Annotated in this window: 10 protein-coding genes and 1 rRNA gene; 1 reads left to right on the top strand and 10 read right to left on the bottom strand. The window is 69.5% G+C overall.

What is annotated here, in order from left to right; all coding sequences use genetic code 11:
• A 16S ribosomal RNA gene (locus WD271_09245) occupies window positions 1-332 on the bottom strand; the annotation flags it as partial.
• A 437-nt stretch (window positions 333-769) separates the two neighbouring features.
• Between WD271_09245 and WD271_09240 the strand changes: the two genes are divergently transcribed.
• Window positions 770-979: a hypothetical protein gene (locus WD271_09240; protein MEX1008012.1), complete on the top strand. Its 210-nt coding sequence runs from the start codon at window positions 770-772 to the stop codon at window positions 977-979.
• Between the two features lie 25 nt (window positions 980-1,004).
• Here the strand turns inward: WD271_09240 and tyrS are convergent, their stop codons facing one another.
• From tyrS to argJ, 9 genes are read right to left on the bottom strand one after another with little or no spacing between them, the layout of a single operon-like run.
• The gene (gene tyrS, locus WD271_09235; GenBank protein ID MEX1008011.1) at window positions 1,005-2,225 is read right to left on the bottom strand and encodes a tyrosine--tRNA ligase; all 1,221 of its coding nucleotides are present in this window, start codon (window positions 2,223-2,225) and stop codon (window positions 1,005-1,007) included.
• A gap of 12 nt (window positions 2,226-2,237) precedes the next feature.
• Entirely contained in the window at window positions 2,238-2,936 is a 699-nt protein-coding gene (locus WD271_09230; GenBank protein ID MEX1008010.1) for a DNA-3-methyladenine glycosylase, read from the bottom strand.
• A complete protein-coding gene (gene argH / locus WD271_09225; GenBank protein MEX1008009.1) occupies window positions 2,933-4,312 on the bottom strand; it encodes an argininosuccinate lyase in 1,380 nt (459 codons plus the stop codon). The genes WD271_09230 and argH overlap by 4 nt, the downstream gene beginning before the upstream one ends.
• A complete protein-coding gene (locus tag WD271_09220; protein ID MEX1008008.1) occupies window positions 4,312-5,520 on the bottom strand; it encodes an argininosuccinate synthase in 1,209 nt (402 codons plus the stop codon). The genes argH and WD271_09220 overlap by 1 nt, the downstream gene beginning before the upstream one ends.
• Before the next feature lie 16 nt (window positions 5,521-5,536).
• On the bottom strand, window positions 5,537-6,004 hold the full coding sequence (gene argR, locus WD271_09215) for an arginine repressor (protein MEX1008007.1): 468 nt from the start codon (window positions 6,002-6,004) through the stop codon (window positions 5,537-5,539).
• Window positions 6,001-6,918 (bottom strand): ornithine carbamoyltransferase, encoded by a 918-nt coding sequence (gene argF / locus WD271_09210; protein MEX1008006.1) that lies wholly within the window; start codon window positions 6,916-6,918, stop codon window positions 6,001-6,003. Before argF ends, argR begins: the two co-directional genes overlap by 4 nt.
• The gene (locus WD271_09205) at window positions 6,915-8,120 is read right to left on the bottom strand and encodes an acetylornithine transaminase (protein MEX1008005.1); all 1,206 of its coding nucleotides are present in this window, start codon (window positions 8,118-8,120) and stop codon (window positions 6,915-6,917) included. Before WD271_09205 ends, argF begins: the two co-directional genes overlap by 4 nt.
• Window positions 8,117-8,974 (bottom strand): acetylglutamate kinase, encoded by an 858-nt coding sequence (gene argB / locus WD271_09200; GenBank protein ID MEX1008004.1) that lies wholly within the window; start codon window positions 8,972-8,974, stop codon window positions 8,117-8,119. The genes WD271_09205 and argB overlap by 4 nt, the downstream gene beginning before the upstream one ends.
• Entirely contained in the window at window positions 8,974-10,173 is a 1,200-nt protein-coding gene (gene argJ / locus WD271_09195) for a bifunctional glutamate N-acetyltransferase/amino-acid acetyltransferase ArgJ (GenBank protein MEX1008003.1), read from the bottom strand. The genes argB and argJ overlap by 1 nt, the downstream gene beginning before the upstream one ends.
• Between the last annotated feature and the right edge of the window lie 60 nt (window positions 10,174-10,233).

Genomic DNA, 10,233 nt, shown 5'->3' with positions numbered 1-10,233 from the left:
GGCCGTGTCTCAGTCCCAGTGTGGCTGGACATCCTCTCAGACCAGCTACCCGTCGCTGCCTTGGTGGGCCGTTACCCCACCAACTAGCTGATAGGCCGCGAGGCCATCCCGAAGCGGAATCCATTTCTTCGCCGGACCATGCGATCCAGCGAGGGCATCCGGTATTAGCACCAGTTTCCCGGCGTTATCCCGGTCTTCGGGGCAGGTTCCTCACGTGTTACTCACCCGTTCGCCACTCTCCACCCGGGCAAGCCCGGGTTTCTCGTTCGACTTGCATGCCTTGAAGCGCGCCGCCAGCGTTCGTCCTGAGCCAGGATCAAACTCTCCATCGAGATCTCGACCATCTCACCACTGCGAAGCGGCAAGCTGGCCTTCGATCATGAAGAGCTGCCGGATCGGGTCACTGCCCCGTTCCGGCAACTATGCACGATGCGCCCCGAAGAGCGTCACCGTGCGGAATTAATGGTGACGTGTCTCGCGACACGCCCGCACTGGCTTTTGGCGTCAACTATTCCGTTTTCAAGGAGCCGCTGTTCGACGCCAGAGCCGTCCACCGGTGATACCCGGGTGGCGGGTCTGCAAGCGCCGAACCGACACTCACCTCTCGCCTCGTGTCTCACTTGGGTCGGCCGCGAGGGCCGGCGAGAGGCGTCCGTGTCAAAGCCTCCGGTGCAGAGCACCGGGGGCGGACTGGGGATTGTATGGGCCAGATGCCGCATCTGCAAGCCATCGGGCCGTATTTCGGGCGCTGCGGGTAGCATCTCGCCCGATGGGATCGAGCGGGATGAAGCGCAAGGGCCGGAAGCACCAGCCCAAGGTCGGCACGAAGCCCGAGCGGGACTACGCGCTCCACGAGGACCAACGCGCCGTGATGGCGAACATGGGCGTCTCGGGCAAGGGCTGGATGTTCTGGGGCGCGGTGGCCGTGATCTGCCTGCTCGTGTTCGGTGCGGTGCTCAGCCTGGCCCTCTTCTTCTAGGCGCGAACGGCCTGATCCGGTGATTTCAGGCCCGTAAGCGGGCCCAGTTGCGGCGGCCGAGTTGCAGGAGCTTCCCGTCGACGTCGGCGGGGGCGACCTCGAAGTCGGCGTCGGTGACCACGTCGCCGTCGAGGCGCACGCCGCCTTGCTGGATCTTCCGCCGCCCTTCCTTGTTGGACGGAACCGCCTTCGGGAACGCACGGGCGACGAGCGTGGCCACGCGCACGCGACCCTCGCGCACGTCATCGGGAGGGATCGGCACGTCGGGCACGTCGTCGGGGATCTCGTGGGCGACGAACACATGATCGAACTCGGCTTCGGCCTCCGCGCCTGCGCCCTCGCCGTGGTACAGATCGACCACAGTGCGTGCCAGCAAGCGCTTGGCGTCGCGCGGGGTGATCTCTCCCGATTGGAGTGCTCCGCTGACCTCCGCGACTCGAACGTCGGGCCATCCGGTCGCGAGCGCGAAATACTCCGGCATGGTCTCGTCGCGCAGTGACATCACCTTCCCGTACTGCTCGCCCGGTGGCTCGGTGATCCCCACGTAGTTGTCGAGCGACTTCGACATCTTCTGCTTGCCGTCGAGCCCGACGAGCAGCGGCATGGTGAGCACAACCTGCGGGTCCTGGCCCTCGTGCTGCTGGATCGGGCGCGCGGCGAGGAAGTTGAAGAGCTGGTCGGTACCGCCGATCTCGACGTCGGCCTGCACCATCACCGAGTCCCACGCCTGGAGCAGCGGGTACAGCAGCTCCATCACCGAGATCGGCGTGCCGCTCGCGAACCGCTTGGCGAAGTCGTCACGCTCGAGCATGCGGGCCACGGTGGCACGCCCGGTGAGGCGCAGCACGTCGTCGATGCCCATCGTGCCGAGCCACTCCGAGTTGTACCGGATCTCGAGGTTGTCGGGCAGCAGCACCCGCTGCGCCTGCTCGAAGTAGGTGGCTGCGTTCTCGTCGGCCTCCTGGCTCGACAGCGCGGGGCGCGTGGCTGAACGGCCCGACGGGTCACCCACCTGCGCGGTGAAGTCGCCGACGATCAGCACCGCGGTGTGCCCGAGCTCCTGGAAGTCGCGCAGCCGGCGCAGGACGACCGCGTGACCGATGTGGATGTCGGGCTTCGACGGGTCGAGGCCGAGCTTGGCGCGGAGCGGTCGGCCGGACTCGAGCTTGCGGCGCAGCTCGGCCTCGCCGATCAGGTCGACGGCGCCCGCCGCGAGGACGGTGAACTGCTCGTCGACCGTGGCCATCTCGAAGAAACGCTACCCGGCAGCCGGGCGCGGACCGCGGCTGATATGCGGGTCTCCGGGCACGAGGAATCGCCACGGGGACTCGTCACCCTCGCCCGCGCGGAGCCCGACGCGCGTGGTGACGATCGGCACACGCGGCGGCGGGACACCATCGTCGACGATGCGCAGCTGGCCGCGCGTGAGGTCGGTGCCGTCGAACGCTCCGGTGAGGCCGAACGCCTGGCACAGCCGCGCCGGTCCCGCGCACAACTCGCGATCGCGGCGGGCCTTCACCCGACGCGTGCGCATCAGCTCCACGCCGTCGACAGGCGCGGCGGCGCGCAACAGCACCGCCGACGCGTCGCCTGACGCCTCGGCGACGACGTTCGCGCACCAGTGCATCCCGTAGGTGAAGTACACGTACAGGCGACCGGACGGGCCGAACATCGTGGCATTGCGCTTGGTCATGCCGCGGAAGGCGTGACTCGCGGGATCCTCCGAGCCGCAGTACGCCTCCACCTCCACGATGCGCGCGGCCACACGCGGCTCACCGGGCTCCGTGCGTACCAACAGCTTGTTCAGGACGAGCGGCGCGAGCTCGCGCGCGTCGCGCCGGTAGAACGAGCGTGGCAGCGAGCGGTGCAACCGCGCGGCTCTCGGCGGCTGCGCCGCCGGGCCGCTGGGGCCACGCTCGCTGCTCGCCGGGATACCCGGCTCGCGACGCTCGCTCAACCGAGCCAGCGCGCCTGCTCGCCGAGGCGCAGCGTCGCAGCGTCGAGCTGCGCGGCGACCGACGCCGCGCCCGCGCCTCCCGGCGTAGTGCGCCGCGCGATCGCCGAACCGGGCTCGAGGAGCGGCAGTACGTCGGGCCCGAGGTCGGGCTCCGTCATCACTAATTCGTCGAGCGGCACACCGCGCTCGTACGTCTGCCGCACCAACGCGCCGACGCGCGCGTGCGCGTCGCGGAATGGCATGCCGCGCTCGACGAGCCACTCGGCGAGATCGACCGCGGCAGACGCCGGCGCGTCGGCCGCCGCGCGCATGCGGTCGTGCACGAGCTCGGCAGTGGCGAGCAGCCCCGACATCGCGACGAGCGCGAGCCGGTTCTGGTCGAGCGCGTCGAACAGCGGCTCCTTGTCTTCCTGCAGGTCGCGGTTGTACGAGAGCGGGAGACCCTTCAGCGTGGCGAGGAACCCGGTGAGGTTGCCGATCAGTCGTCCCGCCTTGCCGCGTGCGAGCTCGGCGATGTCGGGATTCTTCTTCTGGGGCAACATCGACGACCCGGTGCTGTAGGCGTCGGCAAGACGGAGGAACCCGAACTCTTCGCTCGACCAGAGCACGATCTCCTCACCGAGGCGGGAGAGGTGCACCTGCGTGAGCGCGAGGACAAAGAGGGCCTCGGCCACGAAGTCACGATCGGACACCGCGTCGAGCGAGTTGTCGAAGCGCCGTGCGAAGCCGAGCTCGCGAGCGACGCTATCCGGGTCGAGCGGCAGGCTGGAGCCGGCGAGCGCGCCGGCGCCCAGCGGCGACACGTCGACACGCGCGAGCGCGTCGCGCCAACGGTCGACGTCGCGCGCGAACGCCCAGAAGTGCGCGAGGAAGTGGTGGGCGAGGAGTACCGGCTGAGCGCGCTGGAGATGCGTGTAACCGGGGAGATATTCGTCGGCTCCGGCTGCCTTGGCACGCTCGAGCAGCACTTCCTGGAGACCGTGCACCCGGCGCGCCACGTCGGCGCCCTCGCGCTTCAGGAACAACCGCAGCGTGGTGGCCACCTGGTCGTTCCGGCTGCGGCCCGTGTGGAGCTTCGCGCCGGCGGTCCCGGCGAGCTCGGTGACACGACGCTCGATCGCGGTGTGGATGTCTTCGTCTTCGGGTGCGAACGCGAACGTGCCGTCGGTGAGCTCGATCTCGACCCGGTCGAGCGCGGCCGTCACGAGTGACGCCTCCTCCTCGGCGAGCAACCCGGTGCGCGCCAACATCGCAACGTGCGCGCGCGAACCCGCGACATCGTCGGGTGCGAGGCGCCGGTCGAACGAGAGGCTCTGGGTGAAAGCGAGCAGCTCGTCGGCGGGAGCGTCGGTGAAGCGGCCGTGCCAGAGGGTCATCAGACTTCCGGCCCGCCTTGCTCGCGAGCCCAGGTCTCGACCGAGAGCCCCCACAGCCGCACGAAACCCTCTGCGTCCTGATGGCGGAACGTGTCCGACGCGTCATAGGTGGCGAGGTCGTGGCTGTAGAGGCCGCGTACGGCCCGTCGTCCGGACACCGTGCAGCTGCCGGGTTCGAGCCGCAGCCGCACCTCCCCGGTGACGTGCCGCTGCGAACTGGCCATGAACGAGTCGAGCGCCTCACGCAGCGGGGAGAACCACAGGCCGTCGTAGACGAGCTCCGCGTAGCGAGGTTCCAATCGGGCCTTCTCGCGCATGAGGTCGCGCTCGAGCGTGATCGACTCGAGGTCGGCGTGCGCGAGCAGCAGCGCGAGCGCGCCCGGGCACTCGTAGTTCTCGCGGCTCTTGATGCCGACGCGCCGGTTCTCCACCATGTCGACGCGCCCCCACCCGTACGGGCCGACCTTGGCGGTTGTCGCGAGGACGAGCTCGTCGAGCGGCATCGTCGTGCCGTCGAGGGCGACGGGAATCCCTTGCTCGAACCCCACCACCAGCTCCCACGGGTCGAGCGCGTGCCCGTCGGCGTTGTTGGTGAGCGCGTAGATCTCGACGGGTGGTGCGGCCCACGGGTCTTCGAGCACCCCGCACTCGATGGCCCGACCCCACAGGTTCTCGTCGATCGAGAACGGGCTGTCCTTGCGCACTTTGATCGGGATGTGGTGGCGGGCGGCGTAGTCGATCGAGTCCGCGCGCGTGAAGCCCCAGACGCGCACCGGTGCCAGCACGTCGAGGTCGGGCGCGAGCGCCCGCACAGATACCTCGAAGCGCACCTGGTCGTTGCCCTTTCCCGTGCAGCCGTGGGCAACGGCGTCGGCGTTGAAGTCACGCGCGGCGCGTACGAGGTGCCGCGCGATCACGGGCCGCGACAGTGCGGAGACCAGCGGGTACTTGCCCTCGTACAGCGCGTTGGCGCGGATGACCGGCGCCACGTAGTCGTCGGCGAACTCGCGCTTGGCGTCGACTACCACGGCGTCGACGGCGCCCGCGGCGAGCGCACGCTCGCGGATCGTGTCCAGGTCGTCATCTGCGGTTTGCCCGACGTCGACCGAGAGGGCCACCACCTCGCAGCCCCACTCCTCCGCGATCCATTTCACTGCGACGGAGGTGTCGAGACCACCCGAGTACGCGAGCACCACACGCTTCGCCATGACAATTCAGCTCCTTTTACAACCCGGCGAGCGCGCCGAGCTCGGCAGCCATCTGCGTGCCACCCGTGTGCTCCGAGCACACCACCAGGATCGTGTCGTCGCCGGCGACGGTACCGAGCACGCCGGGCAAACCGGCGCGGTCGATCGCCGACGCCACGACGTGCGCGGAGCCGGGCGGCGTCCGCAAGATCACGAGGTTCGCGCTGTACGCGACCTCCACGACGAACTCGCCCATCACGCGGCGTAGGTGGTCGTCGGGCGCGCTGCCCTCCTTGGCGTGCTCGGGGATGGCGTACGCCATCGCGCCACCCGGGATCCGCACCTTGACCGCGCCGAGATCCTCGAGGTCGCGGCTCACCGTGGCCTGGGTGGCCACGACGCCGTCGGAAGCCAGCAGCTCCACGAGTTGGGCCTGGCTCGAGATCGCCTGCTCCTCGAGGAGTCGCGCGATGCGGTGCTGGCGCTGGGGCCGGCCGAGCGTCATCGAGTGTCCTCTTCGTTCGCGCACAGCTCCGCCAGCAGCGCGCGGGCGGCGTCCATCCGGTTCGCGGCCTGCTGCCACACTGCGGAACGCGGACCGTCGATCACCTCGGCCGACACCTCTTCACCGCGGTGCGCAGGAAGGCAATGCAGGAACCACACCTGCTCTCCCGCCACAGCCATCAGCGTTTCGTCGACCGTGTAGCCCTCGAACGCGGCGCGCCGGATCGCGGACTCCTCCTCCTGCCCCATCGACGTCCACACGTCCGTATACACGGCATCGGCGCCGCGCACTGCTTCGAAGGGATCGGCGGTGAGCTCGATCGCGCCACCGAGATTGCGGGCGCGCTCGACCGTGTCGTCGTCGAGCTCGTAGCCCGGCGGTGAGGCCACCGTGAGCTCCACCCCCGAGAGCGCGGCCGCGAACGCGAGCGACGCAGCAACGTTGTTGCCATCACCCACGAACACGAGCCGTCGACCTTCGAGGTCGCCGAGAAGCTCGCGCAGCGTGAGGAAGTCGGCGAGGGCCTGACACGGATGGGCGCGGTCCGAGAGCAAGTTGACCACGGGCACGTCGACCGCGTGCGCCATCTCTTCGAGCGTCTCGTGGTCGAACACGCGCGCCGCGATCACCGCGCAGTAGCCGGCAAGGGTGCGGGCGACGTCGGCGACGGGCTCGCGTACACCGAGCCCCACCTCGTCGGGCCGGATGTAGATCGGGTGACCGCCGAGCCCGACCACCGCCATCTCCGTAGACGTGCGCGTGCGCGCCGACGGCTTCTCGAACAGCAGTGCCGCGCCCAAGCCGTCGAGAACCTTCGGTACTTGCGCGGGCTCGCGCTTCCAGCACAGTGCCGCGTCGAGGAGCGCCACGAATTGGGCGGGTGTGAGATCGTCGATCTCGAGAAAGCTGCTCATGGCCGTTGCCCGCTCTCGGCCAGGACGCGTTCGAGGATCGCGACCGCGGCGTCGATCTCGTCGTCGGTGACGAGCAGCGACGGCTCCAACCGAAGTGCCGTCGGGGTCACCGCGTTCAGGACGAGACCGGCTTCGAGACACGCGGCGGCCACCGGGCCCGACTCGATCCCGGGAGCGAGCTCCGCCGCAACCAGGAGGCCGGCACCGCGCACGTCGGCCACACCCGGCAGCGCGAGCAACGCCTTGGTGAGCCGCTCCCCCGCCCGCGTCGCGAGCGCCGGTACGTCCTCCGCTTCCATGACCTCGAGCACCGTGAGCGCGGCGCGCGCGGCGAGCGGCTGACCGCCGAACGTCGTAGCGTGGTCGCCGGCCGCGAAGACAGACGCGACGTCGTCGCGCGCCCAGCACGCGCCGATCGGGACGCCGTTGCCGAGCGCTTTCGCCATCGTGACGATGTCGGGCCGCACGCCCTCCGCATGCTGGAACCCGAACCACTTTCCCGTACGGCCGAGGCCCGCTTGCACCTCGTCGACGATCATCAATGCTTCGCGCTCGTCGCACAGCGCACGTACGGCCGCGAGGTAGCCGTCGGGCGCGCCGATCACACCGCCCTCGCCTTGGATCGCTTCGAGCATCACCGCGGTGACGCGCTCGTCCATCGCGGCCGCGAGCGCGTCCACGTCACCGAACTCGACCTGACGGAACCCGACCGGGAGCGGTTGGAACACCTCCTGCTTCTGGGGCTGGCCAGTGGCGGCGAGGGTGGTGAGCGTGCGGCCGTGGAAGGATCCGTACGCGGAGATCACGTGGTAACGGTCCGGGCCACCGTGGGCCTGCCCGTAGCGGCGCGCGAGCTTGATCGCGCACTCGTTGGCCTCGGCACCGGAGTTGGCGAAGAACACACGGCCGCCGCCGCCGAGCAGCGCGTCGAGGCGCGCCGCGACCTGCGGCTGGACGTCGTTGTAGTAGAGGTTCGACACGTGGAGGAGCGTGCGCGCCTGCTCGGCCACCGCGTCGGCGACCGCGGGGTGCGCGTGGCCGAGCGACGTGACCGCGAGGCCGCCGAGGAAGTCGAGGTACTCCTTGCCCTCGCTGTCCCAGAGTCGAACGCCCTCGCCGCGTACGAACGCGACGGCCTGACGGCCGTAGGTCTGCATCACGTGCTCGGCGTCGAGCGCGACGATGTCGTCGAACGTCGTCATTTCAACTCCCGTTCGATCATGGTGCCGATTCCCTCACGGGTGAAGAACTCGAGGAGGAGCGCGTGCGGCACGCGGCCGTCGAGGATGTGGGCGCGCCGCACACCGTTGTTGAGCGCGTCGACACACGACCGGACCTTCGGGATCATCCCCTCCGAAACCTTGCCCTCGGCCTCCAGCAACCCGAGCCCCGCAACGTCAATGCCGGAGATGAGTGTGGACTCGTCGGGGTAGTCGGCGTAGAGGCCGGCGACGTCGGTGAGGTAGACGAGCTTCTCCGCGTCGAGAGCCTCGGCGATGGCACCGGCAACGGTGTCGGCGTTGATGTTGTAAGCCTGACCGGTCTCGTCGACGCCGATCGTGGCGATCACCGGGATCAGGTCCTCGTTCAGCAGCCGCACCACGATCGACGGGTCGATGCTCGACACGTCGCCCACGAATCCGAGGCGTTCGTCGCGCATCGACACCATGATGAGGCCGGCGTCCTCACCCGAGAGCCCGACCGCGTACGAGCCGTGGCGATTGACCGAAGCGACGATCTCGCGGTTGACCTTGCCAACCAGTGCCATGCGCACGATGTCGACGGTCTCGGCGTCGGTGATCCGCAGCCCGTCGACGAACTGGGGTTCCTTCCCGAGGCGCTGCATCAGTTCGGTGATCTGGGGACCGCCGCCGTGGACGACGACGGGGTTCATACCGACGTAGCGCATGAGCACGACGTCCTGAGCGAACAGATCGGCGAGCGCGGGGTCTTCCATGGCGTGGCCGCCGTACTTCACCACGACGGTCGTGCCGGAGAACTCCTGGATGTACGGCAACGCCTCCGCCAGGATCGCCGCCTTCTCCTTGGCGTCCATCAGGAGGTCCCCATGTTCTCGTCCACATACGCGTGGGTCAGGTCGGTGAAGGTCACGGTGGCGTCGCCGGTGCCGGCGCGGAGGTCGCACTCGATCGAAATGTCCTTGCCCGCCATCAGTTCGGCGAGTGCCGCCGAGTCGTGCGGCGCGGCAATGCCGTCATGACACACCTCGACGCCTTGATACGAGATGTCGACGCGCTCGGGGTCGAAGCGGGCGCCGCTCGCTCCGAGCTCGGACAACACCCGGCCCCAGTAGGGATCGTTGCCGTACAGCGAGCACTGCACGAGCTGGCTACGGGCCACCGCCCGCGCCGCGGTACGCGCCTCGGCCGCGGAACGGGCGCCGCGCACGACGATGGTCGCGAGCTTCGTGGCGCCCTCCGCGTCCGCCGCCATCTGGCGCGCGAGATCGGCGCACGCGGCCGCGAGCGCATCGGCGAACGCTTCGTAGGCGCGGCCGGATCGAGTGATCGGCGGGTTGCCGAGCGCGCCGCTCGCGAGCAATAGCACGGTGTCGTTGGTACTGGTGCAGTCGTCGACGACGAGGCTGTTGAACGAGTTGGTTACGGCGCTCGCGAGCATCGTGCGCAGCGTGCTCGGGTCGACGGCGGCGTCCGTGGTGAGCACGGCCAGCATCGTGGCCATCGCCGGCGAGAGCATCGCCGCACCCTTCGCCATGCCGCCGATCGTGGCAACCACGCCGTGGGCGAGCTCGACCTGCTGGACGGTCTCCTTGCGCACGGTATCGGTGGTGAGGATGGCCTCGGCAGCGGCGGCGCCACCCGCGGCATCGGCAGTGAGCGCGGTCGCGAGCTTCGGGATCCCCGCCTCGATCGGTTCCATCGGCATCGGGATCCCGATGAGGCCGGTCGAGCACACGAGCACGTCACGCGGCGCGCAGCCGAGCGACTCGGCGGTGAGCTCCGCCATGCGAAGCGCGTCTCGCCTTCCCGCTTCGCCGGTTGCCGCGTTTGCGTTGCCGGAGTTGAGCACGACCGCGGCGGCGCGACCGTCGTGCAGATGGGTACGGCTGATCTGCACCGGCGCGGCGGCGACGAGGTTGGACGTGAACACGCCCGTGGCAGGCACCGCTGCATGGTCGGCGGTGGCGACGATCGCGAGGTCGGGCGCGCCTGACGGCTTGATCCCGCTCGCGAGCCCACCCGCGGCGAACCCGGACGCCGCAGTGATGCTCATGTCTGCCCGCTCTCGGCGCTTCGCGCCGGGCCGCTCGGGCCCCGGGGGGGGGGGGGGGGG

It is taken from the genome of Acidimicrobiia bacterium, assembly GCA_040880805.1.
GTDB lineage: Bacteria > Actinomycetota > Acidimicrobiia > IMCC26256 > DASPTH01 > DASPTH01.
Note: the sequence above shows the minus strand (reverse complement) of the source record. Positions and strands in the feature narration are given on the sequence as shown.

Excerpts from the sequence above, each read along its gene's own strand:
- WD271_09240 (MEX1008012.1), top strand. The coding sequence starts at position 770 with ATGGGATCGAGCGGGATGAAGCGCAAGGGCCGGAAGCACCAGCCCAAG.
- tyrS (MEX1008011.1), bottom strand. The coding sequence starts at position 2,225 with ATGGCCACGGTCGACGAGCAGTTCACCGTCCTCGCGGCGGGCGCCGTC.
- argH (MEX1008009.1), bottom strand. The coding sequence starts at position 4,312 with ATGACCCTCTGGCACGGCCGCTTCACCGACGCTCCCGCCGACGAGCTG.
- WD271_09220 (MEX1008008.1), bottom strand. The coding sequence starts at position 5,520 with ATGGCGAAGCGTGTGGTGCTCGCGTACTCGGGTGGTCTCGACACCTCC.
- argR (MEX1008007.1), bottom strand. The coding sequence starts at position 6,004 with ATGACGCTCGGCCGGCCCCAGCGCCAGCACCGCATCGCGCGACTCCTC.
- argF (MEX1008006.1), bottom strand. The coding sequence starts at position 6,918 with ATGAGCAGCTTTCTCGAGATCGACGATCTCACACCCGCCCAATTCGTG.
- WD271_09205 (MEX1008005.1), bottom strand. The coding sequence starts at position 8,120 with ATGACGACGTTCGACGACATCGTCGCGCTCGACGCCGAGCACGTGATG.
- argB (MEX1008004.1), bottom strand. The coding sequence starts at position 8,974 with ATGGACGCCAAGGAGAAGGCGGCGATCCTGGCGGAGGCGTTGCCGTAC.
- argJ (MEX1008003.1), bottom strand. The coding sequence starts at position 10,173 with ATGAGCATCACTGCGGCGTCCGGGTTCGCCGCGGGTGGGCTCGCGAGC.